We start from the raw sequence: 25,253 nt of genomic DNA, 5'->3' as shown, positions 1-25,253 counted from the left end.
ACGGTCCCGTGAAAGGGGGCGGGGGCGGGCATCCGGAAGCCCCCGGGAGTGGACGCGGAGGCAGGGACTTCACTAGGGTCTGGCGTCAAACCTATATTCCGGACCATCACTCGTCGGGGTGAGTCCAGCAGGAAGAAGGAGCTCCCCCTTGGCCTCCCACCGCCGTCCCAAGCAGCCGAGCCGTGCGCGGATCTCCGTGTTCACCGCTGCCGCCGCGACCGCGGTCGCCCTGACGGCCCAGGCCAGCGCGCACGCCGCCCCGGCCCAGCCGAACAAGGACGAGGTGAAGGCACAGGTCGACAAGCTGCTGGAGGAGCAGGAGCAGTCCGCCGAGAAGTACAACGGCGCCAAGGAGCGGGCCGACCAGCTGCGCAAGCAGGCCGACGACCTGCAGGACCAGGTGGCCCGCGGCCAGGAGCAGTTGACCGAGCTGGCCTCCGGGCTGGCGGCGGTGGCCGGCGACCAGTACCGGCAGGGCGGCGTCGACCCGTCGATGCAGCTGATGCTCTCCTCGAACCCGGACCAGTACCTCACCCAGGCCACCTCCTTCGGGCAGGCTGCCAGCACCCAGGCCGAGACGCTCAAGTCGCTCAAGGACCAGCAGCGCCGCCTGGACCAGCAGAAGCAGGAGGCCTCCCAGGTCCTCCAGGAGCTGGACAGCCAGACCCAGGCGCTCAACGACGCCAAGAACGACGTGAACGCCAAGCTCGCCGAGGCGCAGAAGCTGCTCTCCAAGCTGAACGCCGCGGACCGCGCCTCCATCCTCCGCGGCTCCGGCGGCGGCACCGCCTCGCGCAGCGCCTCCCGGGTCGACCCGTCCACCCTGCCGCCGGCCAGCGGCTACGCGGCGACCGCGGTGGCGGCCGCGCTCGGCAAGCAGGGCTCGGCGTACGTCTGGGGCGCCACCGGGTCGAGCACCTTCGACTGCTCGGGCCTGATGGTGTGGGCGTACAAGCAGGCCGGCGTCTCGCTGCCGCGCACCTCGCAGTCGCAGGGCAGCTACGGCACCAACGTGGGCACCGACTGGCACAACGCGCAGCCCGGCGACCTGGTCATCTACTACGGCGACCGGCACCACGTCGGCATGTACATCGGCAACGGCCTGGTGGTGCACGCGCCGCGCACCGGTGACGTGGTGAAGACGATGAAGGTCGACACCCTGCCGATCTCCACCATCCGCCGGGTCTGACCGGGGCGGGTCGGGTCCGGCCGGGGCTGGTCGACGGCCCGGCGAATCGGACAAACGCCCCACCGGGCGACAACTGACGCACTGTGACACGCCCGGGCGGGTCGGGATCCTGCTGTGATCCGTGACACGCCCGGGTGTGGTGTTTCCCGGCCGCAGGGTGAGAATTGCTCCGTGCTGGGTAGTGAACCGATCACGTTCGGTCATAAGTGTCGAGGTATTTGATTCAGAATCAGATTTTTTTCCGACAAGGATTTGAACGGATCACGGATCGGTTACTAGGGTCGTGCTTCGACCACCGCAGTGTCGATCGCCCAAGGGGGGCGGCGGCGGAGGTCGCCGCCGAGTCCGTGACGCAGCGGGCAGACCGTCAACACCGGGTCTGCCGACGGGGATACCCCTGCGGGGGTGCTGTCGAACGGAGCCGGGGAACCACGTTCCCCCGGGGTGAATCGGCGCCGGGCCGACCGCCGCGCGCGGTCGGTGAAGCGCCGTAGGGCATCTCTTCCAGCCCGAACCCGTCAGCTCACCCGGTAGGCGGTGTGAGGAAGAAGGAGTCCGCCTTCGTGGCGTCCCATCGCCGTCCCAAGCCCGTCGGCCGTGCCCGGGTCTCGATTCTCACTGCCACCGCCGCCGCTGCCGTGGCGCTCTCCGCCCAGGGCGGGGCGCACGCCGACCCGGCGCCGACCAAGGACCAGGTCAAGGCCCAGGTCGACGAGCTCAACGAGCAGGCCGAGGTGAAGACGGAGGCGCTCAACGCCTCGGTCGAGAAGCAGCAGGACCTGCAGAAGCAGGTCGGCCAGCTCCAGGACCAGCTCGCCCGGCAGCAGGAGCAGGTGACCTCCGCCCGGGAGTCGCTGGCCGGCATCGCCGCCGAGCAGTACCGCACCGGCACCATGCCGCAGACCATGCAGCTGATGCTCTCCAGCAGCCCGGACACCTTCCTCGGCCAGGCCGGTGCGCTGAACGCGGTCGGCTCCACCCAGGCCGACCTGCTCAAGACCTTCCAGAACGAGCAGGCCAAGCTCGACGCGCAGCGCAAGGAGGCCGAGACCAAGCTCGCCGAACTGGACACCACCACCAAGGCCCTCAAGGCCGACAAGGAGGACGTCCAGGCGAAGCTGGCCAAGGCCCAGGAGCTGCTCAACACGCTGACCCAGCAGGAGCGCGAGCAGCTCGCCGCCGCCGAGGCCAAGGCCGCCGCGGACGCCAAGGCGAAGGCCGACTCCGCGCAGCAGCAGCAACAGCAGCAGCAGCGGGCCTCCCGCGACAGCGGCCGGGCGGAGCTGAACGCCCCGGCGTCCTCCAGCTTCTCGGGCAACGCGGTCGGCGCGGCGGCCTCCAAGCTGGGCAGCTGGTACTCCTACGGCGCGGCCGGGCCGAGCACCTTCGACTGCTCCGGGCTGATGCAGTGGGCCTACAAGCAGGCCGGGGTGTCCATCCCGCGCACCTCGCAGGCGCAGGCCGGGGCCGGCACCAGCCTCGGCACCAACATCGCCAACGCCCGTCCGGGCGACCTGATCATCTACTACGGCGACCAGCACCACGTCGGCATGTACGTCGGCAACGGGCAGATCATCCACGCCCCGCACACCGGCGCGCAGGTCCGCTACGAGTCGGCGACCGCGATGCCGATCAACCGGATCGTCCGGATCTGACGCTCCGTCGAGGCCCCGGCCCGGTACCCCGCACGGGGTGCCGGGCCGCTCTCGTTCGGATGCCCGATTAGGGGTCAAATATTCGGTGCTGTCAGGGTTTGGACTGGATCGGTCGGAATCGCTAACCTCTGCCCCCGGGCCCCCGCGAGGACGGCCGTCCGACCGCGGGCGGCGGCGGAGGCCGGCCGCAGAACGGAGCCGTCGCGCGTGTCCGTGCCCCGCCGCACCCCACTGCCCGGCGTCCAGCGCCTCGCCCGCGCCCTGGCGCTCACCGCCGCCGCCACCGGCGCGCTCGGCCTGACCGTGGGCGGGGCCGCCGCGGCCCCGCTCAGCCCCGCCGACCCGCCCAACCGCGGCGAGGTCAAGGCCCGGGTCGACCAGCTCTACGAGGAGGCCGAGCGGGCCTCCGAGCAGTGCAACGCCGCGCTGGAGCAGCAGCGGCGGCTCCAGGCCGAGGCCGGCGCCCTCCAGGACCAGGTCGCCGCCGGGCAGGAGGAGCTCAACCGGATGCGCGGCGACCTGGGCGCCGTCGCCGCCGCCGAGTACCGGTCCCAGGGCATCGACCCCGCCGTCCGGCTGATGCTCGACCAGGACCCGGCCGGCTACCTGACCGGCGCCCGCTCGCTCGAACAGGCCACCGCCCGGCAGGGCGACCGGCTGCGCGAGCTGGCCGAGCGGGCCCGGCGGCTCGACGAGCGGCGGCACGAGGCCGGCGCCAAGCTCGACGAGCTGGAGCAGGCCAGGCAGCGGCTGTCCGCCGCCAAGGACGAGGTCCGCGAGCGGCTGGCCAAGGCCCAGCGGCTGCTGAACGGCCTCGCCCCCGCCGAGCGGGCCCGGCTGACGGCCGACGACGCCCGGGCGGCCCGGCAGCGCGCCACCCGCGGCACCGACCGGATCGACCTCGGCGACCAGCCGCCCTCCTCCGACCGGGCCGCCGCCGCGCTGGCCGCCGCCATCTCCAAGATCGGCTCCCCCTACGTCTACGGATCGACCGGCCCCGGCACCTTCGACTGCTCCGGTCTGATGTACTGGTCGTGGCGGCAGGCCGGAGTGACCCTGCCGCGGACCTCGCAGGGACAGGCCACGGCCGGCCGGCGGGTGAGCCTCGCCGAAGCCCGGCCCGGAGACCTGGTGATCTTCTACAGCGACAGGCACCACGTCGGCATGTACGCCGGCGGGGGCGTCGTCGTGCACGCCCCCTACCCCGGGGCCCGGGTCCGCTACGAGAGCGTCGGCGCGATGCCGGTCAACACGGTGGTGCGGGTCTGAGCCTCGTCGACGAGCCCCTGGTCACCGACCCGGCGACGGCCACCGGGCCGGGCCGGGCCGGTGCTCCGCTGTCCCGGCGGGCCGCCCTGCTGCTGGCCGCCGCCGGGGCCGCCCAGCTCTCGCTCCCGCCGGTCCGGCCCGCCCGGTCGGCCCCCGCCGCGCCGCCCGCGCCGCCGCCCGGGCTGCGGGAGACCGCCGTACGGCTGCTGGAGCAGCGGGCCCGCGCGGTGGCCGGCCGGGACACCGCCGGGCTGCTGGCGGGCTCCGCGGACGGCGCCGAGGAGGCCGACCGGGACCTGCTGACCCGGACCGCCGGGCTGCGCTTCGCCGCGTACGCGCTGAAGCTGACCTCCTTCGCCGAGCCGCCCGCCGACGCGGACCGGGTGCGGGTCGGCGCCGAGCTGGGCTACCGGCTGGCCGGGGTGGACGACTACCCGGTGCTGCTGGAGCGGCAGGTCGAGCTGGTGCGCGAGGCGGCCGGCTGGCGGGTGGCCCGGGAGGTGCCGACCGGCGCGGCCGCGCCCTGGGACCTGGGCACCGTCCGGACCGCGGAGGGCAGGCGCGGCCTGGTGCTCGGCCTCGGCGAGGCGGCGGAACTGGCCGCGCTGGCCGAGCTGGCGGACCGGGCGGTGCCCGCGGTGGAGGCGGTCTGGGGGCCGTTCACGGGCCGGCTGCTACTCGAACTGCCGCTCACCGAGCAGCAGTTCGCCCGCCGGATGGACGTCTCCGCGGACGCCTACCAGGGCATAGCGGCGGTCACCCTGGCGGTCGGCGGCGCCCCCGTGCACGCCCCCGCCGACCGGATCGTGGTCAACCCCGACGCGTACCGGCAGCTCAGCGAACTCGGCCGCCGGGTGGTGGTCACCCACGAGGCCACCCACGTCGCCACCCGGGCCGACACCAGGTCCTGGACGCCGCTGTGGCTCTCCGAGGGCGTCGCCGACTACACCGGCTACCGGGACGCCGGACGCACCGCCCGGCAGATCGCCCCCGAGCTGGCCAAGGACGTCCAGGCCGGGCGGCTGCCCGCCGCGCTGCCCGCCGACGAGGCGTTCACGGCCGGTGCGGTCGGCATCGCCCAGGCCTACGAGCTGGCCTGGCTGGCCTGCGACCTGATCGCCCGCCGGTACGGGCAGGACCGGCTGGTGGCGCTCTACCGCACCGTCGGGGCCTTCGGCGAGGGTGGGCTGGAGCGCGCCATGAAGGCCCAACTCGGGATCGGGGTCGCGGAGTTCACCAAGGACTGGACGGCCGAGGTGGCCCGGCTCCGGAGCTGATCCGGGCTGAGCCGGGCGGGGCCGGGCGGGGCCGGGCTGGGCCGGGCAGGGTGCCGCGCTCAGGCGTCGAGTGCCCGCTCCAGGCCGGGCGCGTCCAGGAACGCGGTGTGGGTGCCCGCGACGGTGCAGGTGTACGCCCCGGCCACCGCGCCGGCCCGCATGCACTCCTCCGCCGGGCGGCCCGCCAGCCGCCGGTGCAGGAAGCCGGCGACGAAGGCGTCGCCCGCGCCGTTGCTGTCCACGACCGGGGCGCCCGGGTCGACCGCCGGGAAGTGCCGGGGCGCGGCGTCCTCCCGGGTCAGCAGGAAGGCGCCGTCCGCGCCCGCGGTGGCCACCACCAGCTCGGCCCGGCCCCGGGCGAGCACCGCGCGCATCGCCGCCTCCGGGCGGCCCCCGAGGCCCGCCGCGGAGAGGAACACCAGGTCCGAGCGGAGGGCGTAGTGCAGGTGGTGCTCGTCGGCGCCGTCCCAGGCGTGCAGGTCGGTGGAGCTGCTGCGGCCCAGCCGCTCGATGTCCGGGTACATGTCCCGGTTGACGCCGGTGATCGACAGGTGGACGTGCGCCGAGCGCTCCAGCAGCGGCAGCCAGAACGCGCGCGGCAGCCGGGCGTCCGCCGGGTGCCGGCCGTCGTAGAAGGAGAACCGCAGGCCGTCCCGGTCGACCAGGTTGACGCTGCGCGGAGTGCCGGCCGGGGCGGGCAGGTGGCTGAAGTCCAGGCCGCGGCGGGCGTACTCGGCCAGCACCAGGGCGCCCTGCGGGTCGTCGCCGAGGAAGTCGGCGAACTTGGTGCGCAGGCCGAGCGCCAGGCAGGCCAGGGCCACGCCGTTGCCGGTGTGCGCCGGGTAGTCCAGCACCGGGGGGACGGCCAGCGAGTCGCGGCCCGGCGGGACCTCCAGCCGGTCCACCCGCACGATGGTGTCCACGCCGACGCCACCGACGATCAGGATGTCGTAGTCGATCATCCGGCGATGGTGGCAGCCCGGGACCTGCACTGCAAGGAGTTTCAGAAACTTGCAGGCGGTGGGCCGGGGGGAGGGCTGAGGGGAGGGCCGGGTCAGGGACGGTCGGCCGGGGTGAGGTCGTCCAGCAGATCCTGCTCGTAGGCGATGCCCGGGCGCACCGGGTACTGCGGGCCCACCTGCCCGGCCGGCAGCACCACCGTGGTCAGCGCCTCCCGCTGCCGGGTCGAGCGCCACAGCCGGTACGCCGACAGCACCGTGCACGCCACCAGCAGCAGGTTGCGGGCGGTCAGCACCAGCACCCCGTCCAGCTCGCTGTGGTTCACCGAGCCGAACATCACCGGGAACTCCAGGGTGGTCAGCGCCGCCGCCACCAGCACCGGCACCGCCACCGGGCGCTGGCTGCTGCCGCGCACCGTCAGGCAGACCGCGACCAGGCCGACCACCCAGATCAGGTACTGCGGGCTGATCACCCGGCTGGTCGTGACGAAGACCAGCAGCGCGCACAGCGCCGCGTCGAAGGTGGTCGCCGCCGTCCAGCGGGCCGCCCGCAGCCGCCACACCAGCAGCCAGCCGAAGCCCAGCACCGACAGCCCGACCATCACCTTGGAGATCACCGGCACCCACGGCCCGAGGAACTCCGTCGAGCCGTAGTTCATCGTGACGGTGCCGTGCCACGACCCCGCCAGCCGGGCGAAGTGCAGCGGCAGCGCGCCCACCGACTCGATCTCGATGCCGCGCTCCGACTGGAACTTCAGGAACTCGAACGCCCCGTTCATGCCCGCCGTCAGCAGGAACCCCAGCGCCGCCGCGAACGCCACCGCCGAGGTCCACGCCCGCCGGGTCCGCCGCCCGCGCGGCGAGCCGATCAGCGCCAGCAGCGGCCACACCTTCAACAGGCCGCCCAGGCCCAGCAGCACCCCGCTCAGCGCCGGACGCCGCAGCATCACCAGCAGGCCGGCGACCGCCAGCGCCGTCACGATGATGTCGTACCGGCAGTACGCCGTCGGCCCCAGCAGCGGCACGCCCACCACCCAGTACCAGCCGCCCAGGTAGCTGCGGCCCCGGCGGACGCCCGCCCGCATCAGCAGCGCCATCGCGGCCGCGTCCACCACCCCGCAGATCACGAAGAACGACACCAGGTACGACCAGGGCAGCAGCCCCGGCAGCAGGATCACCAGCGCCGCGCCCGGCGGGTACTGCCAGGTCACGTCGTCCAGCGGGAAGGTGCCGGTGCGCAGCACCTCGTACCAGCTGTGGTAGATCACCGAGATGTCGGAGCTCACGTCGCCGATCTTCAGCACGTTGACAGCCATCAGGACGACCAGCACCCTGGTCGCCACCCAGCCGCCGGCCAGCGCCCACAGCGGACGGCGGCTCGGCGCGGCAACGGCCGGGGATGACGGCGCCGACGGCTCCGCGCCACCGGTCCTCTCGGCCTGGGCTGACTCCACTGCGCTCCTTCAGGTCGTCGCGTGCACGCCGGAACACCGGGCGGACGGGGCCCCACCGGGAGGACCGCCGGCCGGCCCGGACGGTTGCGGCGGCGCTCCCAACGTCACCGAACCGTGTCCGAACCGCCCGGGCGGCGGGCGGCTCCGGTCCGGTCCCGTTCCGGCCCCCGTCCGCCGGACCGGCGGTGCGGTCGGCGGTGCGGTGGCCGGGGCGGCCGGCGGCGCGGCCCGCGTTCCCGGTGGACGGGCACGGTGTCCTATCGTACGGACCACTCACAGGTAGTCCGAGCACCCCCCGACCGAGCGAGCCGCGGCATGCACAAGACCCTCATCGTCACCAACGACTTCCCGCCCAGGCCCGGCGGAATCCAGGCGTTCGTGCACAACATGGCCGTCCGGCAGCCCGCCGGGTCGGTCGTGGTGTACGCCTCCACCTGGCGGGACGGCCGGGAGGTCGCCGAGTTCGACGCCCGGCAGCCCTTCCCGGTGGTCCGGGACCGGACCAGGATGATGGTCCCGACGCCGCGGGTGACCCGCCGCGCCGCCGAGGTCCTCCGGGCGGAGGGCTGCACCTCGGTCTGGTTCGGCGCCGCCGCCCCGCTCGGCCTGATGGCCCCCGCGCTGCGCCGGGCCGGCGCCGGACGGCTGCTCGGCATGACCCACGGGCACGAGGCCGCCTGGGCCCAACTCCCGGTCTCCGCCCAGCTGCTGCGCCGGATCGGGGCCGGGACGGACGTGCTGACCTACCTCGGCGAGTACACCCGCGCCCGGATCGCCCGGGCGGTCGGCCCGGCCGCCGCCCGCCGGATGGTCCAACTGCCGCCCGGCGTCGACGAGTCCACCTTCCGGCCGGACTCCGGCGGGGACGCGGTGCGGGCCCGGCTCGGGCTCAGCGAGCGGCCGGTGGTGGTGTGCGTGTCGCGGCTGGTGCCGCGCAAGGGCCAGGACACGCTGATCCGGGCCCTCCCGCGGGTGCTGGCCGCCCAGCCCGACGCGGTGCTGCTGATCGTCGGCGGCGGGCCGTACCGGGCCGAGCTGGAGAAGCTCGTCGACACGGTGGGCGTCCGCTCCTCGGTGGTCTTCACCGGCGCGGTGCCCTGGGAGGAACTGCCCGCGCACTACGGGGCCGGCGACGTCTTCGCCATGCCCTGCCGCACCCGCCGGGGCGGCCTGGACGTCGAGGGCCTGGGCATCGTCTACCTGGAGGCCTCCGCGACCGGACTGCCGGTGGTCGCCGGGGACTCGGGCGGGGCGCCGGACGCGGTCCGCGAGGGCGAGACCGGGTACGTGGTGCCGGGCAGGGGCGGCGAGGCGCTGCTCGCGGAACGGTTGGTGCGGCTGCTGGGCGACGAGGGGCTGCGCCGCGAGATGGGCGGGGCCGGGCGCGCGTGGGTGCACGCGGCCTGGCGCTGGGACATGCTCGCGGAGCGGCTCACGGGGTTGTTGTCGCCCGAGCGGTGAACCTGCCGGGGGTCGCGGCCCGGGACGGTGGTTCGTCGGGTGCCGCGACCCCGCCCCGGGCGGTGGGCCGGTCGCGCGGTTCCCCGCGCCCCCGGGTCCGCCTCACCTGGTGTAGAGCGCCTCGATCTCGGCGGCGAAGTCCTTGAGGACGACGTTGCGCTTGAGCTTGAGGGAGGGGGTGAGGTGGCCGCCGGCCTCGGTGAAGGTGGTGGTGAGGAGGCGGAACTTCTTGACCGCCTCGGCGTGCGAGACGGCCTGGTTGCCGTCGTCGATCGCGGCCTGGACGGCGGCGAGCAGGTCGGGGTCGTCGCGGAGCTGTTCGACGGTGGCGTCGGCGGGCTTGCCGTTGAGGGACTTCCAGCGCGGGAAGAACTCGTCGTCCACGGTGACCAGGCAGGCGATGAAGGGCCTGCGGTCGCCGACCACCATGACCTCGCCGACGATCGCGTGGGCGCGGATCCGGTCCTCGATCACCGCGGGGGCGACGTTCTTGCCGCCGGCGGTGACGATGATCTCCTTCTTGCGGCCGGTGATGGTCAGGTAGCCCTCGTCGTCCAGCGAGCCGAGGTCGCCGGTGGCGAACCAGCCGTCCCGCAGGGCGTCGGCGGTGGCGGCGGGGTTGTTCCAGTAGCCGGTGAAGACCTGCGGGCCCCTGAGCAGGACCTCGCCGTCCTCGGCGATCCGGACCGCGGAGCCGGGCAGCGGCTGGCCGACGGTGCCGATCTTCGGCTTGTCGTGCGGGTTGAAGGCGGTCGCGGCGCAGGACTCGGTGAGGCCGTAGCCCTCCAGGACGACGAAGCCGATGCCGCGGTAGAAGTGGCCGAGCCGCTCGCCGAGCGGGGCGCCGCCGGAGATGGCGTACCGGCAGCGCCCGCCGAGGGCGTTGCGGAGCTTGCGGTAGACCAGCCGGTCGAAGACCGCGTGCCGGACGCGCAGGCCGAGCGGGGGGCGGCCGGTGTCGAGGGCGCGGCTGTAGGCGACGGCGGTGTCGGCGGCGCGGTCGAAGATCCCGCCCTTGCCGTCGGACTGGGCCTTGGCGCGGGCGGTGTTGTAGACCTTCTCGAAGACCCGGGGGACGCCGAGGATCAGCGTTGGCTTGAAGGAGCCGAGCTCCTCGGTGACGTTCTTGACGTCGGAGACGTGGCCGAGCTTGACCGGGGCGATGGCGGCGGCGATCTCGGCGATCCGGCCGAGCACGTGGGCCAGCGGCAGGAACAGCAGGACGGAGGACTCGCCGGTGCGGAACAGCTCGGGCATCCGGGCGGTGACGTTGCCCAGTTCGGCGAGGAAGTTGCCGTGGGTGAGCTGACAGCCCTTGGGGCGTCCGGTGGTGCCGGAGGTGTAGACGATGGTGGCGATCGAGTCCGGCCCGGCCAGCGCCCGGCGTTCGGCGATCACCGCGTCGTCCACGCCGGCGCCGGCCAGGGTCAGGGCCGCGATGCCGCCCCGCTCGATCTGCCAGGTGTGCGCCAGCCCGGGCAGGGCGCCGCGGACGTCGGCGACCACGGCGGCGTGCTGGTCGGTCTCGGTGACGACGGCGAGGGCGCCGGAGTCGCCGAGGATCCACTGCACCTGCTCGGCGGAGGAGGTCTCGTACACCGGCACGGTGATCGCGCCGGTGGTCCAGATCGCGAAGTCGAGCAGCGTCCACTCGTAGCGGGTGCGGGACATCACGGCGACCCGGTCGCCGGGGGCGACGCCGGTGGCGACCAGGCCCTTGGCGACGGCGTGCACCTCAGCGAGGAACTGGGCGGCGGTGAGGTCCTGCCACTGTCCGGCGGACTTGCGGCTGAGCACAGCGACGCCCGGGTGCCGCTCCGCGTTCTGGTGGACCAGGTCGGCGAGGTTGCCGTCGCTCGGTACCTGGTAGCGGGCCGGAAGGCTGAACTCGTCGAGCAAGACTGCTCCTCGTCTGCGACGCTGCGGGACGACTGGACGTTACTGCCGGGTAGGCGGATTCGGCCAGGGGGGTCGACCCGGGTGTTCCGATCGTCACACCGCAGGTCGGAAGTGCGGGTGGACCGAACCGAACCCTACGGCAGCGCGCAGGTGACCCGCCGGTAGGTGCCCGCGCGGGAAGCGGGCGGCCCCGCCCGCGATAGCCTCTGCTGGGCGCACAGCAGCACAGGGAGATCGCGGAGGCCGCAATGGCGGAGCACACCAGGTCGAGCATTGTCATCGACGCCACCCCGGCCGAGGTCATGGCGGTGATCGCCGACTTCGCCGCCTACCCGGAGTGGACCGGCGAGGTGAAGGAGATCGACGTCCTGGAGACCGGCCCCGACGGCCGCGCCGCCAAGGTGCGGCTGCTGCTGGACGCCGGCGCGATCCGCGACGAGCACACCCTGGCCTACACCTGGGACGGCGACCGCGAGGTCGGCTGGACGCTGGTCAGCAGCCAGATGCTGCGCGCCCTGGACGGCTCGTACGCGCTCGCCGCCGCCGGGAAGGGCACCGAGGTCACCTACCAGCTGGCCGTGGACGTCAAGATCCCGATGCTCGGCATGATCAAGCGCAAGGCCGAGAAGGTCATCATCGACCGGGCCCTGGCCGGCCTCAAGAAGCGCGTCGAGGGCTGATCCGGCTCGTGGCCACCCGCACCGTACTGGTCAGCGGCCCGGAGTCCGCCCGGATCGCCGCCGCCACCGCCCTGCACCACGCCCGGCAGGGCAGCGACACCCTGCTGCTGGCCGCCGACGACCCGCACCGCGCCGCCGACGACCTGCTCGGCGTCCGGCTCGGCCCCGAGCCCGTCGAGCTGGAACCGCACCTGGCCGCCGCCCGGCTCGACGAGCAGGCCGCCTTCCGGGCCGCCCTCGACGGCTACCGCGACCGGCTCGCCCCCGCGCTCGACCTGATCGGCGCCCAGCCGCTCGACCCCGACGAACTCGCCCCGCTGCCCGGCACCCGCGCCCTCGCCCTGCTGCGCGCCCTGCCCCGGGCCAAGGCCGAGGTGCTGGTGGTCGCCGCCCCGCCGCCCGCCGAACTGATCGCCACCCTCGCGCTGCCCGCCCAACTGGAGCGCTACCTGGCCCGGCTGCTGCCCGAGCAGCGCCAGGCCGCCCGCGCGCTGCGCCCGCTGCTGGCCAACCTGGCCGGCGTCCCGATGCCCACCGACCGGCTGTTCGAGGCCCGGGCCGCCGCCTCCGCCGCGCTCGCCGAGGCCGCCGCCGCGATCACCGCCCCCGGCACCACCGTCCGCCTGGTGCTGGACGCCGCCCGGCCCGCCCCCCGGGCGCTGGCCCGGATCAGGGCCGGACTGGCCCTGCACGGCCTGCCGCTGGACGCCGTCGTCGCGCACGGCGCGCTGCCCGCCGCCGCGCTCGGCTCCGCGGACCCCTGGCTGGCCGCCACGGCCGCCCGGCAGGACGAGCAACTGGCCGCCGTCGCCGAGCAGTTGGGCGAAGTCCCGGTGCTGGTCGCCCGGCAGCCCGACGGCGGCCCGGAGGCGCTGGCCGAACGGCTCTACGCCGCCGGCGCCCCCCGGCCGCCCGCCCCCGCCGACCCGCGGGTCGAGGACCGGCTGGCCGCCGAGAACCGGCTGCTCTGGCACCTGCCGCTGCCCGGCGCCGACCGGGGCGATCTGGAACTGCTGCGCCGCGGCGACGAGTTGGTGCTCGGCGTCGGAGGTTACCGGCGGGTCCTGGCACTCCCGTCCGCCCTGCGCCGTTGCACGGTCAGCGGGGCCGGGCTGGCGGACGGGGTGCTGTCGGTGCGGTTCACGCCCGATCCCGCGCTGTGGCCGCGGGGCTAGCCGGTACCGAGGGACGAGGAGTGGCGCGGTGAGCACGGAACAGCAGGACCAGGAGCAGGGCCGGGAACGGGAACGGCCTGGCGGCGCGGGGGAGTTCGCACCGCTGGTGGAGGAGGTGCGGAAGTTCGCCACCGCACTGGGCGGCAAGGCCGTGGAGTTCGGCGGCCGGCTGCGCGAGTCCAACCCCGAGGTGTACGGCCACCTCGCCGCCGCCGGCGGGGAGTTGCTGGCCGCCTACCGGGCCGCCGTGGCCGGGCACGAACGGAGCTGGTCCGCGCCCCAACACGCCGAGACCGAACGGGTGGACCTGGACGGGGCTGCGGAGGCCCCCGACAAGTAGTTAAGGCGGCCGAATACTGCCGTCACGCTATGGTGACAATTCATTACCGAACGGTACCGTTGGTATGACTTCTGAAGGCACCATGACCAATGGGTCGGGAATTGCCTTCGAATAATGTACGCCAGGCTGTATACGTGGGTACCCCCCAGCGGGTACGGTTCCGCTGAGCGGGAACGAGTGAATAGCTGAGGGACACATGGCTCTGACCATCGGCGTGGACGTCGGCGGTACCAAGATCGCAGCAGGCGTGGTCGACGAGTCCGGCGAGATTCTGGCCAAGACCCGGGTGCCCACCCCGGCCGACCCCCAGTGGGCGGTCGACGCCATCGCCCAGGGCGTACGGGAGTTGAAGGACCAGTACCCCGACGTCACGGCGGTCGGCGTCGGTGCCCCCGGCTTCGTCAACCGGGACCGCTCCACCGTCCTGATGGCGCCCAACATCGCCTGGGAGAACGAGCCCCTCAAGCAGCGCGTCGAGGAACTCACCGGCCTGGAGACCGTCGTCGAGAACGACGCCAACTGCGCCGCCTGGGCCGAGTTCCGGTTCGGCGCCGCCGCCGAGTACGAGGACATGGTCCTGATCACCGTCGGCACCGGCATCGGCGGCGGCATCGTCCTCGACGGCCGGCTGCACCGCGGCCGGTTCGGCGTGGCCGGCGAGATCGGCCACCTGAACATGGTCCCCGACGGCCTGGAGTGCGGCTGCGGCGGCCACGGCTGCTGGGAGCAGTACGGCTCCGGGCGGGCGCTGCGCCGCTACGGCCGCGAGCGCGCCGCCGCCGACCCGATCGCCGGCAAGCGGATGCTCGAACTCAACGACGGCGTCGCCGAGACCATCCGCGGCATCCACATCACCGAGGCCGCCGAGGAGGGCGACGCGCTGGCGCTGTCCTGCTACGCCGAGCTCGCCGACTGGCTCGGCCGCGGCATGGCCGACCTCGCCGCGCTGTTCGACCCGGGCGTCTTCGTCCTCGGCGGCGGCGTCTCCGACTCCGGCAACCTGCTGCTCGACCCGGTCGCGGCGAGCTTCGAGAAGTACCTGACCGGCGGCCCGGCCCGGCCCCGCGCCAACGTGGTGCTGGCGTCGATGGGTTCGGCCGCGGGCATCGCCGGCGCGGCCGACCTGGCCCGGATCTGACGCGCGGGCGCACCGCGCGGAGAGCAGGGGCGCGGGGACGGGCACGCGGCGGCGGGTGAACGCCGCGCACCCGTCCCCGCGCCCCTGCTCGTGCACCGCCGCGCACCCGTCCCCGCGCCCCTCCCCGCGCGCCCGGTTTTTCGCGCTCCGCGCGCCCGGCGCCTGTTACTGTCGGTCAGGTGACGGACACTGAGGCTGGGTTGGCGTCCTCCGGGGTGGAGCCGGACGGGGCGCGGCGGGTGCGGGTGCTGAGTTACAACGTGCGGTCGCTGCGGGACGACCGGGCCGCGGTGGCCCGGGTGATCCGGGCCTGCGAGCCGGACGTGGTGTGCGTGCAGGAGTCGCCCCGGTACTGGAAGACCGAGAAGGCGGCGGCCTGGCTCGCCCACCGGACCGGGACGGTGATCCTGGCCGGCGGCGGACGGGTGGCGGCGGGGCCGCTGCTGCTGGGGAACCTGCGGGTCGACCTGCTGGAGCTGCGGGACGTGCTGCTGCCGAAGACCCGCGGGCTGCACGCGCGCGGCTTCGCCGGCGCGCTGCTGCGGATCGGCGGCAGCCGCCCGTTCTCGGTGACCAACTGCCACCTGAGCCTCGAACCGGCCGAGCGGCTGCGGCAGTTCGCCCTGCTGCGGGCCCAACTCCGCCCCGGCGAACCGGGCGTGATCGCCGGAGACTTCAACGAGCCCCCGGAGGGCCCGGGTTGGCGCGCCCTCGCGGCGGAACTCACCGACGCGCACGCCAAGGCCCCCTGGGGCGGGACGCACACCTCGGTGCCCAAGCAGCCCTACCAGCGGATCGACGGGGTGTTCGCCACCCCGGACGTCGAGGTGCTGGGCTGCGGCGTGCCCTACCCGCTGCCGGGCGTCACGGAGGCGGACCTGCGGGCGGCCACCGACCACCTGCCGGTGCTGGCGACGCTGCGCATCCCCGCCCCGGAGCGGACCGCGCCGCAGTGAGCCGCGGTGGGCCCGGGCCGCGCTGGGCCGGGCCGTGGTGAGCGGGGCCGTGGTGAGCGGGGCCGGGCGGTCGTCCGGCCCCGGGCGGCGCGGCCGGCTCAGACCACGGCGCCGCCGTTCGGGTCCTCCGGCTCGTCCTCGTCGCGGTCCTTCATCCGGGCCACCAGGGTGCCGAAGCCGCCCAGGAAGGACAGGATGCCGACCCAGGCCGGCCAGCCGGAGACCTCGCGCCAGACCACCGCGTCGAACAGCAGCAGCGCCGGGCCGCCCAGCACCGCCAGCCAGGCGAACTTGGCGGTGGTGTCGGCGGCGGGCAGCGGCGGGGGCTCCGGCGGCACGAAGTGGCCCTCGTCCTCGTCCTCGGCCGGCGTGTAGTCGCGCGGTCCGTCCCCCGGCCGGGGGACCGGGCGCGGCGTGAAGTCGCCCAGGCCGCCGTTGCTGGTGGTGGGCGCGGTCGGGCCCCGCCGCTCCCGCTCCCGCTCGTTCTGCGCCCGCAGGTTCTCCACCTCGGGCCAGGCCGGATCGGTGAGGTCGACCGGATCGTCGAACTGGGCGACCAGCGCGGCGAAGATCGCGTCCTGCTCGGCCTGGCTGCCCGCGGCGGGGCGGCGCGGAGCCGGTTCGGGCCCGGCCCCGGCGGCCTCCGACCCGGCCGCCTGGGCGTCCTCGCGGGGCAGGTCCTCGTCGTCGTTCGCCTTGCTGGTCTCGTTCACATTCGGCCTTTCAGCCCGAGTGGTTCCCGGCATCGACCGCCGCTGCCGGGGCCAGCCGCCGGACGAAGTCGAGGCTCGCCCCGAAGATCAGACCGGCGTCGTGGTCCAGCGTGGCCACGTGGAAGCTGCGGTCGAGCAGCAGCTCCGTCACATCGGTCGAGGATATCCGGGCGAGCACCATGGCCGAGTTGCGCGGCGAGACCACGTGGTCCTGCGGACTGTGCATCAGCAGAACCGGCTGGGTCACCGCCGGCATTCCCGCCCGGGCGCTCTCCCACAGCCGGGCCAGCGACCAGGCGGCGTGCAGCGGGAGGCGGTCGTAGCCGACCTCGGCGGCGCCCGGCAGGGCGATGTCGCCGGCCACGCCGGGCAGCGAGGGGACCAGGTGGCGCAGGACCGGCAGAAGTACCGTCGCGGGGTTGTCGGAACGCACCGAGGGGTTGACGAGCACCAGTCCGGAGATCCGCCCGCCGTGCTTCGCGGCGAGCTTCAGGGCCAGCGAAGCGCCCATCGACAGCGCGCAGACGAAGACCTGCTCGCAGTCGGCCGCGAGTTCCTCGAAGGCGGTCTCGGCGGTGGCGTACCAGTCCTCCCAGCGGGTCGGCTGGAGGTCCTGCCAGCGGGTGCCGTGGCCCGGAAGCAGCGGGACGGAGACGGTCAGGCCCGCCTCGGCCAGGTGTTCGGCCCACGGGCGCATGGACTGCGGGGAACCGGTGAAACCGTGGACCAGCAGCACACCGACCGGACCGCCCGCTCGGCGGTACGGCTCGGCTCCCGGTAGCAGCGGCATGCAGGACTCCTGGAGGTGCGGGCAGGGTGAGGGTGGCTCGATGGTCCCACGGGCGGGATGCGCCGTACAGGGGCCCGGTGCGGGGACCGGCGGTTCGCCGGTGCACCGGGCGGGAGGCGGGGGCATTAGGATCGTCCGGTCCGCACCACAGGAGGCCCCGGTTGTTCTACCGACTGATGAAGATGATCGTCGCGCCGCTGCTGCGGATCTTCTTCCGGCCGTGGATGGAGGGCGAGGAGAACATTCCGGACGAGGGCCCGGCCATCCTCGCCAGCAACCACCTGTCGTTCTCCGACTCGTTCTTCCTGCCGGCGCTGCTCAAGCGCCGGGTGACCTTCATCGCGAAGGCCGAGTACTTCACCACGCCCGGCCTCAAGGGCCGGCTGACCGCCGCGTTCTTCAAGGGCGTCGGCCAGCTGCCGGTGGACCGCTCGGGCGCCCGCGGCGCGGGCGAGGCGGCGATCCGCAGCGGCATCGCGGTGATCGAGCGGGGCGAGGTCTTCGGCGTCTACCCGGAGGGCACCCGCTCGCCCGACGGCAAGCTGTACCGCGGCAAGGTCGGCGGCCTGGCCCGGGTCGCGCTGGCCACCGGCGCGCCGGTGATCCCGGTCGCGATGATCGACACCGAGAAGGTGCAGCCGCCCGGCCAGGTGGTCCCCAACTTCGGCGTCCGGCCCGGCATCCGGATCGGCCGCCCGCTGGACTTCTCGCGCTACCAGGGCATGGAGAACGACCGGTTCATCCTGCGCTCGGTCACCGACGAGGTGATGTACGAGATCATGCGGCTCTCCGGCCAGGAGTACGTGGACATCTACGCGACCGCCGCCAAGCGGCAGCTCGCCGAGGAGAAGAAGGCCGCGGACGCCGACCGCAAGGCCCAGCAGAAGGCGGACGCGGAGGCCGAGGCCAGGGCGAAGTCGAAGGCCGGCGCGGCGGCGGGGGCCGACGGCGAGGGCGAGGCGGACCCGGACGCGAAGCCGGACGACGCGAAGCCGGACGACCCGGAGCCGGGCGACGCGAAGCCGGGCGACGCGAAGGACGACGGGGCCTGACGGCCCGTCACGAGGGGGGTTCGGGGTGAGCGAGGACCACAGACCCGTCGGACCCGTCGCCGCGCCGCACCGCGGCCCGGCCCGGGTACCGGTCCCGGCCGCGCCGGCCGGGGTGGCCGCGGCGGTGGCGGCCGGCGGGATGTCGGTGGAGCTGCCGCTCTGGCGCGCCATGGGGTACTTCCGGGTGCTCGCGCTGGCGTACGCGGTGCTGCGGTACCTCACCGCGTACCGGGAGTTCCTGCACCCGGTGTCCGGCTGGATCTTCCTGGGCGCGCTGAGCCTCTGGACGCTGGCCTCGATCCGGGCCTTCGCCGGGCCGCAGCGCTGCACCTGGCTCGTGCTCGGCACCGACCTGACCGCGGCCGTCACCGGCATCGTGATGAGCGGGTTCATCGACACCCCGGCCCGGATCCACGCGGGCGCGCCGACCCTGCCGACCATCTGGGCGGCCGGCACCGTGCTGGGCTTCGCCGGCAAGGGCGGCTGGCGGGCCGCCGCGTTCGCCGGGGCGGTGATCGGCGCGGCCAACATCCTCGGCCACGGCGGGGTCAGCCCCGACAACCTGCACAACATCGTGCTGCTGCTGCTCGCGGGCTGCGCCATCGGCTACGTGATCGAACTGGCCCGGGCCAGCGAGGCGGTGCTCACCCGGGCGCTCCAGGTGGAGGCCGCCACCCGGGAGCGCGAACGCCTCTCCCGGGACATCCACGACGGCGTGCTCCAGGTGCTCGCCCTGGTCCACCGCCAGCAGGGCGACGCCGCCGAGCTCGGCCGGCTGGCCGGCGAGCAGGAGCGCGCGCTGCGGGCCCTGATGGCCGGCGGGCGGCTGCCCGGCCGGCCCGAACCGGACGGCGAGCAGGACCTGCGCCCGCTGCTGGCCCGGCACGCCGACGAGCGGATCACCCTCGCCGCGCCCGCCACCCCCGTGCTGCTGCCCGCGCCCGCCGCCGCCGAACTGGCCGCCGCGGTGGCCGCCGCGCTCGACAACGTCCGGCGGCACGCCGGGGAGGCGGCCCGGGCGTGGATCCTGGTCGAGGACGAGCCGGACGCGGTCACCGTCTCGGTGCGCGACGACGGGCCGGGCTTCCCGGCCGGCCGGCTGGCCGAGGCGCAGCGCGACGGCCGGTTGGGCGTCGCGCAGTCGATCCGCGGCCGGATGCTGGACCTCGGCGGCAGCGCCGAGCTGTACGCGGTGCCCGGCCAGGGCGTCGAGGTGGAACTGCGGTGGCCGAGGAGGGGACATGACGGCTGATCAGCCGGTGCGGGTGATGGTGGTGGACGATCACCCGATGTGGCGCGACGGGGTCGCCCGGGACCTGGCGGAGGCCGGGTTCGCGGTGGTCGCCACCGCCGGGGACGGCGAGGAGGCGGTCCGCCGGGCCCGGGCCAGCGCCCCGCAGGTGGTGGTGCTGGACCTCAACCTGCCGTCGCTGTCCGGCGCAGAGGTGTGCCGCCGGGTGGTGGCCGCCGACCCGGCGGTGCGGGTGCTGGTGCTCTCCGCGAGCGGCGAGCACGGGGACGTGCTGGAGGCGGTGAAGTCCGGCGCCACCGGCTACCTGGTGAAGTCGGCCGGCCGCGAGGAGCTGCTCGAAGCGGTCCGCCGCACCGCCGTCGGCGACCCGGTGTTCACCCCGGGCCTGGCCGGCCTGGTGCTCGGCGAGTTCCGCCGCCTGGCCACCGAGCCCGGCACCCCCGCCCGGCCCGCCGCCCCGCAGCTCACCCCGCGCGAGACCGAGGTGCTGCGGCTGGTCGCCAAGGGCCTGTCCTACCGCCAGATCGCCGACCGCCTGGTGCTCTCGCACCGCACCGTGCAGAACCACGTCCAGAACACCCTGGGCAAGCTCCAGCTGCACAACCGGGTCGAGCTGGTCCGGTACGCGATCGAGCAGGGCCTGGACGAGGAACTGGGCTGAGCGGCGGGCCGGTGCGCGCCGCCGGGGCGCCCAGGCCGAGCCGCCGGGCCGCCAGGGCGCCCAGGCCGGGCCGCCGGGGCGCTCAGGCCGAGCAGCGGTCGCCGGCCGAGGTGGTGACCGGCTTGAAGGTGTCGCGCAGCTCCTTGTCGGTGAAGTCCGGGCCGAAGGCGAAGGAGCTGCGCAGGGTGTTCATCCAGTCCGGGTCCTGGAGGTAGTCGTTGATGGCCTCGCGGAGCAGCTCGCACGCCTTCCGGTGGCCCTTGGGCAGCACCATCATCAGGAACTGGGTCTTGCCGATGTGCGCGTCCCGGGCGACCCGGTAGGCGCGCTGGCCGCCGGTGCCGGAGTTGGCGGCGACGCCCTGCAGGACCAGGTAGTCGGAGAGCACGGCGTCGGCGGTGTCGTCGTCGACCCGGGCCAGGCACTCCTTGAGGTCGGCGCCGGTGACGGTGACCCGGGGGCCGATGTCCTTGAGCTGGGCCTCGGCGGTGGTGCCGCTCGACACGCACACCCGCAGCGGCTTGAGGTCGTCGGACTTGGCGACCGTCCGGGTGTCGCCGGCCTTGAGCAGGACGCCCAGCGGGGTCTGCAGGTAGGGCCCGGCCAGGTCGTAGTCCTGCTTGAGGCTGTCGCGCTCGGAGATGTCGGCGACCACCAGGTCGACCTTGTTGTGGTTGGCGGAGCCGTCGGTGAGGGCGTCCTCCCAGTTGGCGGTGGTCACCGTCAGCGAGGTGTAGTCGATCGCGCGGGAGCCGAGCACCCGCATGGTCAGGTGCGGCTCGAAGCCGTCGTAGACGCCCTTGTCGGTGAACTCGGACATGCCGGGCCGGTCGGTCTTGAAGCCGACCTTGACCGGCAGGTCCTCGAACGGCTTCGAGGTGTCGTCCGAGCAGCCGGACGCGGCGGTGGCGAGCAGGAGCAGGCCGGCCGCCAGGCGGACGGAGTGCGGGCTGTGCACGGGGTGCCTCCTAGCGGGTGAATTCGACGCGCTGGATGTCGATCTGCCGGTCGCAGCCGCTGCCGCCCTTTAGCTCCAGGGTCAGGCGCAGGTTGGTGCGGCCGGAGGGCACGGGGAGGGAGACCTCGCTGCCCGGAGCGGCCCAGTCGCTCTGGCCCCCCTGGTCGGTGCTGAGCCGGGCTTTCAGGCCGACGCAGGTGCCGGTGTCCGGGTTCGGGTCGCTCAGCAGCAGGCGGGTCTTCAGCCGGGCGGCCCCCTCCGGGACGTCGATCACCGTGGCGACCTGCTCGTCCGGAGCGATCCGGGGCTTGACCCAGATGGTGTCCCGGCCCTCCAGCGGGGGCGGCCCGTCCGGCCGGAGCAGCGCGGTGCCCAGGGCGGCCGCCGCCAGCAGGGCCACGCCGACGGCCAGCACCCGCGGCAGCCGCGGCCGGTCCGGTTTCGGCGGCGGCGGCTCCGGTTCGGGCAGCGGCGGCGGGCCGGTGCGGGACTTCTCCACCGCCTGCCGGGCGAACTGCGCCAGCAGCTGCTCCTGTTGGGCGGCGAGGTCCTCCAGCAGCAGGGTGGGGCTGCCGATCACCAGGGCGTGGGTGGCCAGTTCGACCAGCCGCCGCCCGTCGGCCCGCACCGGCGTCACCGGCGGGAAGCACAGCACGCCCGCGATCACCACCAGGTCGGCCCGCTCGTGGACGGTCAGCCCGGGGGCGCCCTGGACCCGGGCCAGGAACGCCACCCAGTCGCCGCGCAGCTGCGCCCCGGTGACGCCGACCAGCCAGTCGTGCAGGTGCCCGATCGCGGCGGCCGGCTGCCCGTGCTCCTCGGCCAGGAACCGGGCGATCCGGGCGGCCGACACCGACAGCTCGTGGTGCTGCACCTGGACGGGGTACCCGACCGTCTCGGCCAGGTGCCGCTCCAGGTCCGGCAGGACGGGGGCGAGTTCGTGCCAGCCCGACAGGATGCGCTGCAGCATCTGCCGGGTCTCCCAGGTGCAGCGGTCCATCCTCACTCCTCCGGGCCGGGGTCGAGCAGGGCGCCGAGCTCGTCCAGGGCCCGGTGCGGGCCGCACAGTTCGCGGGCCCCGGCGAGCAGGGCGCGCAGCGCCCGGTCGGGGCTGCGGTGGTGCAGGCAGGCGCTGGCCACGGCGCGCAGGTGCAGGGCGGCGAGCGGGTGGTACGGGACCCTGATCTCCTCGCCGGGGCCCAGCCGTTCGCCGACCGCCTGGACCAGCTCCAGCCGGGCCGCCGGGTCTTGGAACAGCGCCGGGGTGCCGAGCAGCCGGGCGATCCCGCCGGCCGTCACCGCCGGGCGGGCCGCGGGCGCGGGGGCCGGGGCCGGCGCCGGGGGCAGTAGCGGCAGCAGCGCGGACAGCGGGGTGATCCAGCCGCCCGCCGGGCCGCCGCCGTCCGCGGTGGCCTTGACCACGCCGACCACCCGGCCCTGCCCGTCGACCGCCATGCTGCCGCTCAACCCGCGCTGGATCCAGCCCTGTTGGACCCGCAGCCCGAGGCCGGACGGCCCGGCGACGGCCAGCAGCGCCGACTCCGGGCCGACCTCGCCGGTCACCGGGTTGACCGCGAAGCCGTGCACCAGGACGGAGGTGTCGCCCGCCGGGTCGGCGGAGCCCAGCGGCACCGCCGGGGCGCCGGCCAGGCCGGGCGCGGTGAGCAGCGCGAGGTCCGGGGCCGGGTAGGCGGCGGCGCCGGGCGCGGGCTCGGGCGGGAACAGCCGGGCGGCGCGCACCGGGTGGGCGCCGGCGCCGTGCCGGGCGGTGAGCCCCGGGCGGCCGTGCACCACGTGCGCGCAGCTGACCAGCAGGCCCGCGCCGAGGTGGAAGCCGCTGCCGAGGAAGGCCCCGTCCGGGTCGGTGAGCCGTACCGCGGCGGCGGGTGCGGTGTGCGGGCTCACTCGGCGGGGCGGTCGTCCGGCCGCTGCCAGCTCAGCCGGACCACCAGGCTCGCCTCGCCGCTGGCCTCCGCCAGGACGCCGATCAGGCGGCCGGACTTCACCCCCAGGTTCAGGCCGAACTCCACCTCGAACCCGTCCGGGTCGCCCGCCTCGCGGGCCGTCTCGCGGGCCCACCGCCCGACCGCGCGCACCGTGCGCCGCACCTCGCCGAGGCTGTGGGTGACCGCGCTGGCGACCGCGCCCGCGTCCCCCGCGGCGGGCGCGGAGCCCGCCCGGACGGCGGCGTGCACGACGGTGCCGTCGTCCATGGTGATCTCGACGGTGCCGGGCCCGGACGAGTACGTCATGCATCCCCCAATTCATGACTGTGCGGCAGGTCATGAATACCAGTCAGGTTCGGTGAGATCCAGACCTTTCCGGAAGCGAGACGGAAGCGGAACGGACGGCGCGGGCGGCCCGGCCGGGCGGCCCGCGCCGTCCGTCCGCGCCCGGTGGGTTCAGCCGACGACGGCCGCGGTGGCGGGCAGCAGGTCGGCGACGATCCGCACGCCCTCCCGGGTGAGCACCGACTCGGGGTGGAACTGGAGCCCGGCGAAGCCCGGCCCGCGCAGCGCGTGCACGTCGCCGGTGCGGGCGTCCCGGGAGAGTTCGACGCCCTCGGCGGCCAGCCGGGCGGCCGTCGCGTCGTCGCAGCGGGCGGTGAAGGTGTTGTAGAAGCCGACGGTGCGGCGGGTGCCGAACAGGTCGATCCGCTCCTGGGCGCCCTGGTACGGCACGTCCTTGCGGACCAGCGGCAGCCCGAGCCGCGCGGAGAGCAGCTGGTGGCCGAGGCAGACCGCGAGCAGCGGCGCGGTGCGGGTCCCGGTGCGGGCGGCGGTCAGCGCGTCGGCGACGACCGGGCGCAGCAGCGCCATCTTCGGGTCGGCGGGGTCGGCCGGGTCGCCGGGGCCGGGGCCGAGCAGCAGCGGACCGGGGTGGGCGGCGGCCCGTTCGCGCAGGCCGGGGGCGTCGTAGCGGAGCACGGTGACGGTGTGGCCGAGCGAGCGCAGCAGGTGGGCGAGCATCGCGGTGAAGGTGTCCTCGCCGTCGACGATCAGGGTGTCGGCGCCGGGCAGCGGTGCGGCGGGCCGCTGCATCCGCAGCCAGAACGGGGCCAGGCCGGCCCGGCGGGCGTCCAGGGCGGCCTGCACCCGGTGGTCCTCGCCGAGCCGGGGCCGGGCGGCGGACTGCCGGGCGGAGCGGGCCGGGCGGGCGCCGAGCGCGGAGAGCACGCCGGCCGCCTTGGCGTGGGTCTCGGCGACCTCGGAGTGCGGGTCGGAGTGCCGGACCAGGGTGGCGCCGACCCGGACCACCAGCGAGCCGTCGGCGGGGTCGATGTCGGCGGCCCGGATGCAGATCGGCGAGTCCAGCTGCTGGCCGCCGCTGGCGGAGCGGCCGATCAGGGCGAGCGCGCCGGAGTAGTAGCCGCGTCCGCCGCGCTCGTAGCGGTCGATCACCCGGGTGGCGTTCTGCACCGGGCTGCCGGTGACGGTGGCGGCGAACATGGTCTCCCGCAGCACCTCGCGGACGTCCAGCGAGGTGCGGCCGCGCAGCTCGTACTCGGTGTGCGCGAGGTGCGCCATCTCCTTCAGGCGCGGGCCGAGCACCTGCCCGCCGAGGTCGCCGACCGCGCACATCATCTTCAGCTCCTCGTCGACCACCATGGTGAGCTCCTCCAGCTCCTTGGGGTCGTGCAGGAACTCCAGCAGCGACCCGGCGGTCGGGCCGCCGGCCGGGTAGCGGTAGGTGCCGGAGATCGGGTTCATCACCACGGTGCCGCCGGACTGCCGGACGTGGACCTCGGGGGAGGCGCCGACCAGCACCCGGTCGCCGGTGTGCACCAGGAAGGTCCAGTACGCGCCGCGCTCGTGCTCCAGCAGCCGCCGCAGCAGGGTGAGCGCGGTGGCGGTGGAGTACCCGGCCAGTTCGGCCCGGAAGTCGCGCCGGATCACGAAGTTGGCGCCCTCGCCGCGCCCGATCTCGTCCCGGACCACCCGGCGGACGATCTCCGCGTACTCCTCGTCGTCGAGGTCGAACTCGCCGCCGCGCAGCTCGACCGGGGTGTCGGGCAGCGCGGTCAGCACCTCGGCCAGCGGCAGCGCGTACTGCTCGGCGACGGACAGCGCCCGCAGCGGGGTGCCGTCCTGCCGGGCGGCGAAGCCGCGTTCGCGGATCTGCGCGTACGGGACGAGGGCGAGCAGGTCGTGCCGCGGGCCGTCCGCGGGGACGCCGGCGGGGACGGGCAGGTCGGCCAGGGCCGCGTGGTCGGAGACCTCGCCGATCAGCAGCTCGACGGTGTCCGGGGCGAGCCGGGGGGCGCGGCGGTGCAGCAGGGCGAAGGCCGGGGCGCCGGGGGCGGTGAGCCGGGCGAGCAGGTCGGCGGCGGTGGGGGTCACGGCTGCGGGTTTCCTTCCGGGAGGTGGCTGCGGGG

Annotated in this window: 23 protein-coding genes and 1 riboswitch; of the genes, 13 read left to right on the top strand and 10 right to left on the bottom strand. The window is 75.0% G+C overall.

What is annotated here, in order from left to right:
• Positions 1 to 148: 148 nt before the first annotated feature.
• The 4 genes from ACIP60_RS26555 to ACIP60_RS26540 all read left to right on the top strand — a co-directional run bounded on the left by ACIP60_RS26555 (position 149) and on the right by ACIP60_RS26540 (position 5,390).
• The gene (locus ACIP60_RS26555; protein ID WP_100835843.1) at positions 149 to 1,189 is read left to right on the top strand and encodes a C40 family peptidase; all 1,041 of its coding nucleotides are present in this window, start codon (positions 149 to 151) and stop codon (positions 1,187 to 1,189) included.
• Positions 1,190 to 1,588: 399 nt separating this feature from the next.
• A riboswitch (cyclic di-AMP (ydaO/yuaA leader) is annotated at positions 1,589 to 1,742 on the top strand.
• 10 nt (positions 1,743 to 1,752) lie between these two features.
• Positions 1,753 to 2,844, top strand: a complete 1,092-nt coding sequence (locus ACIP60_RS26550) for an NlpC/P60 family protein (RefSeq protein WP_400688490.1) — start codon at positions 1,753 to 1,755, stop codon at positions 2,842 to 2,844.
• A gap of 207 nt (positions 2,845 to 3,051) precedes the next feature.
• Complete coding sequence (locus ACIP60_RS26545; RefSeq protein ID WP_400688488.1) at positions 3,052 to 4,113, top strand: NlpC/P60 family protein; 1,062 nt, start codon at positions 3,052 to 3,054, stop codon at positions 4,111 to 4,113.
• A gap of 227 nt (positions 4,114 to 4,340) precedes the next feature.
• Positions 4,341 to 5,390, top strand: coding sequence for a hypothetical protein (locus ACIP60_RS26540; RefSeq protein ID WP_400688486.1), 1,050 nt, complete (start codon positions 4,341 to 4,343; stop codon positions 5,388 to 5,390).
• Positions 5,391 to 5,449: 59 nt separating this feature from the next.
• Here ACIP60_RS26540 and ACIP60_RS26535 read toward each other — a convergent pair whose 3' ends face one another.
• Positions 5,450 to 6,352, bottom strand: coding sequence for a carbohydrate kinase family protein (locus ACIP60_RS26535; protein WP_400688484.1), 903 nt, complete (start codon positions 6,350 to 6,352; stop codon positions 5,450 to 5,452).
• A gap of 92 nt (positions 6,353 to 6,444) precedes the next feature.
• Complete coding sequence (locus ACIP60_RS26530) at positions 6,445 to 7,803, bottom strand: glycosyltransferase 87 family protein (RefSeq protein WP_400688482.1); 1,359 nt, start codon at positions 7,801 to 7,803, stop codon at positions 6,445 to 6,447.
• A 315-nt stretch (positions 7,804 to 8,118) separates the two neighbouring features.
• Here ACIP60_RS26530 and ACIP60_RS26525 point away from each other — a divergent pair, with 315 nt between their 5' ends.
• Positions 8,119 to 9,264, top strand: coding sequence for a glycosyltransferase family 4 protein (locus ACIP60_RS26525; RefSeq protein WP_400688480.1), 1,146 nt, complete (start codon positions 8,119 to 8,121; stop codon positions 9,262 to 9,264).
• Between the two features lie 102 nt (positions 9,265 to 9,366).
• Here the strand turns inward: ACIP60_RS26525 and ACIP60_RS26520 are convergent, their stop codons facing one another.
• The gene (locus ACIP60_RS26520; RefSeq protein ID WP_400688478.1) at positions 9,367 to 11,163 is read right to left on the bottom strand and encodes an AMP-dependent synthetase/ligase; all 1,797 of its coding nucleotides are present in this window, start codon (positions 11,161 to 11,163) and stop codon (positions 9,367 to 9,369) included.
• Between the two features lie 248 nt (positions 11,164 to 11,411).
• Between ACIP60_RS26520 and ACIP60_RS26515 the strand changes: the two genes are divergently transcribed.
• The 5 genes from ACIP60_RS26515 (at position 11,412) to ACIP60_RS26495 (ending at position 15,452) form a co-directional block, all read left to right on the top strand.
• Positions 11,412 to 11,843, top strand: coding sequence for an SRPBCC family protein (locus ACIP60_RS26515; RefSeq protein ID WP_100835835.1), 432 nt, complete (start codon positions 11,412 to 11,414; stop codon positions 11,841 to 11,843).
• A gap of 8 nt (positions 11,844 to 11,851) precedes the next feature.
• Positions 11,852 to 13,018, top strand: a complete 1,167-nt coding sequence (locus ACIP60_RS26510) for an ArsA family ATPase (RefSeq protein ID WP_400688475.1) — start codon at positions 11,852 to 11,854, stop codon at positions 13,016 to 13,018.
• Between the two features lie 28 nt (positions 13,019 to 13,046).
• Positions 13,047 to 13,358, top strand: coding sequence for a DUF5304 family protein (locus ACIP60_RS26505; RefSeq protein WP_400688473.1), 312 nt, complete (start codon positions 13,047 to 13,049; stop codon positions 13,356 to 13,358).
• A 196-nt stretch (positions 13,359 to 13,554) separates the two neighbouring features.
• A complete protein-coding gene (locus ACIP60_RS26500) occupies positions 13,555 to 14,496 on the top strand; it encodes an ROK family glucokinase (RefSeq protein ID WP_400688471.1) in 942 nt (313 codons plus the stop codon).
• A gap of 179 nt (positions 14,497 to 14,675) precedes the next feature.
• The gene (locus tag ACIP60_RS26495; protein ID WP_400688469.1) at positions 14,676 to 15,452 is read left to right on the top strand and encodes an endonuclease/exonuclease/phosphatase family protein; all 777 of its coding nucleotides are present in this window, start codon (positions 14,676 to 14,678) and stop codon (positions 15,450 to 15,452) included.
• A gap of 98 nt (positions 15,453 to 15,550) precedes the next feature.
• Here the strand turns inward: ACIP60_RS26495 and ACIP60_RS26490 are convergent, their stop codons facing one another.
• Together ACIP60_RS26490 and ACIP60_RS26485 are read right to left on the bottom strand one after the other, a co-directional pair.
• Positions 15,551 to 16,165 carry a hypothetical protein gene (locus ACIP60_RS26490; protein ID WP_400688467.1) on the bottom strand — a complete coding sequence of 205 codons (615 nt, stop codon included), beginning with the start codon at positions 16,163 to 16,165 and terminating at the stop codon, positions 15,551 to 15,553.
• Between the two features lie 10 nt (positions 16,166 to 16,175).
• Positions 16,176 to 16,955, bottom strand: a complete 780-nt coding sequence (locus tag ACIP60_RS26485) for an alpha/beta hydrolase (RefSeq protein ID WP_400688465.1) — start codon at positions 16,953 to 16,955, stop codon at positions 16,176 to 16,178.
• Positions 16,956 to 17,131: 176 nt separating this feature from the next.
• On the opposite strand from ACIP60_RS26485, the gene ACIP60_RS26480 reads away from it, so the two are divergent.
• The 3 genes from ACIP60_RS26480 to ACIP60_RS26470 all read left to right on the top strand — a co-directional run bounded on the left by ACIP60_RS26480 (position 17,132) and on the right by ACIP60_RS26470 (position 19,920).
• Positions 17,132 to 18,007 carry a 1-acyl-sn-glycerol-3-phosphate acyltransferase gene (locus ACIP60_RS26480; protein WP_400688645.1) on the top strand — a complete coding sequence of 292 codons (876 nt, stop codon included), beginning with the start codon at positions 17,132 to 17,134 and terminating at the stop codon, positions 18,005 to 18,007.
• Between the two features lie 139 nt (positions 18,008 to 18,146).
• On the top strand, positions 18,147 to 19,259 hold the full coding sequence (gene macS / locus ACIP60_RS26475) for a MacS family sensor histidine kinase (RefSeq protein ID WP_400688641.1): 1,113 nt from the start codon (positions 18,147 to 18,149) through the stop codon (positions 19,257 to 19,259).
• Entirely contained in the window at positions 19,249 to 19,920 is a 672-nt protein-coding gene (locus ACIP60_RS26470; protein WP_400688463.1) for a response regulator, read from the top strand. The genes macS and ACIP60_RS26470 overlap by 11 nt, the downstream gene beginning before the upstream one ends.
• Positions 19,921 to 20,002: 82 nt before the next feature.
• On the opposite strand, the gene ACIP60_RS26465 is transcribed toward ACIP60_RS26470, so the two are convergent.
• The 5 genes from ACIP60_RS26465 to ACIP60_RS26445 all read right to left on the bottom strand — a co-directional run bounded on the left by ACIP60_RS26465 (position 20,003) and on the right by ACIP60_RS26445 (position 25,218).
• Entirely contained in the window at positions 20,003 to 20,878 is an 876-nt protein-coding gene (locus ACIP60_RS26465) for a transporter substrate-binding domain-containing protein (protein WP_400688461.1), read from the bottom strand.
• A 10-nt stretch (positions 20,879 to 20,888) separates the two neighbouring features.
• A complete protein-coding gene (locus tag ACIP60_RS26460) occupies positions 20,889 to 21,878 on the bottom strand; it encodes a hypothetical protein (protein WP_400688459.1) in 990 nt (329 codons plus the stop codon).
• A 2-nt stretch (positions 21,879 to 21,880) separates the two neighbouring features.
• Positions 21,881 to 22,783, bottom strand: coding sequence for a trypsin-like peptidase domain-containing protein (locus ACIP60_RS26455; RefSeq protein WP_400688457.1), 903 nt, complete (start codon positions 22,781 to 22,783; stop codon positions 21,881 to 21,883).
• A complete protein-coding gene (locus ACIP60_RS26450; RefSeq protein WP_158585377.1) occupies positions 22,780 to 23,130 on the bottom strand; it encodes a CU044_2847 family protein in 351 nt (116 codons plus the stop codon). Before ACIP60_RS26450 ends, ACIP60_RS26455 begins: the two co-directional genes overlap by 4 nt.
• 150 nt (positions 23,131 to 23,280) lie before the next feature.
• Positions 23,281 to 25,218, bottom strand: coding sequence for an anthranilate synthase family protein (locus ACIP60_RS26445; RefSeq protein ID WP_400688454.1), 1,938 nt, complete (start codon positions 25,216 to 25,218; stop codon positions 23,281 to 23,283).
• Between the last annotated feature and the right edge of the window lie 35 nt (positions 25,219 to 25,253).

It is taken from the genome of Kitasatospora sp. NPDC088783 (assembly GCF_044750705.1).
In the GTDB taxonomy this organism is placed as follows: Bacteria; Actinomycetota; Actinomycetes; order Streptomycetales; family Streptomycetaceae; genus Kitasatospora; species Kitasatospora fiedleri.
Note: the sequence above shows the minus strand (reverse complement) of the source record. Positions and strands in the feature narration are given on the sequence as shown.

Excerpts from the sequence above, each read along its gene's own strand:
- ACIP60_RS26535 (WP_400688484.1), bottom strand. The coding sequence starts at position 6,352 with ATGATCGACTACGACATCCTGATCGTCGGTGGCGTCGGCGTGGACACC.
- ACIP60_RS26525 (WP_400688480.1), top strand. The coding sequence starts at position 8,119 with ATGCACAAGACCCTCATCGTCACCAACGACTTCCCGCCCAGGCCCGGC.
- ACIP60_RS26515 (WP_100835835.1), top strand. The coding sequence starts at position 11,412 with ATGGCGGAGCACACCAGGTCGAGCATTGTCATCGACGCCACCCCGGCC.
- ACIP60_RS26500 (WP_400688471.1), top strand. The coding sequence starts at position 13,555 with ATGGCTCTGACCATCGGCGTGGACGTCGGCGGTACCAAGATCGCAGCA.
- ACIP60_RS26485 (WP_400688465.1), bottom strand. The coding sequence starts at position 16,955 with ATGCCGCTGCTACCGGGAGCCGAGCCGTACCGCCGAGCGGGCGGTCCG.
- ACIP60_RS26480 (WP_400688645.1), top strand. The coding sequence starts at position 17,132 with ATGAAGATGATCGTCGCGCCGCTGCTGCGGATCTTCTTCCGGCCGTGG.
- macS (WP_400688641.1), top strand. The coding sequence starts at position 18,147 with ATGTCGGTGGAGCTGCCGCTCTGGCGCGCCATGGGGTACTTCCGGGTG.
- ACIP60_RS26470 (WP_400688463.1), top strand. The coding sequence starts at position 19,249 with ATGACGGCTGATCAGCCGGTGCGGGTGATGGTGGTGGACGATCACCCG.
- ACIP60_RS26460 (WP_400688459.1), bottom strand. The coding sequence starts at position 21,878 with ATGGACCGCTGCACCTGGGAGACCCGGCAGATGCTGCAGCGCATCCTG.
- ACIP60_RS26450 (WP_158585377.1), bottom strand. The coding sequence starts at position 23,130 with ATGACGTACTCGTCCGGGCCCGGCACCGTCGAGATCACCATGGACGAC.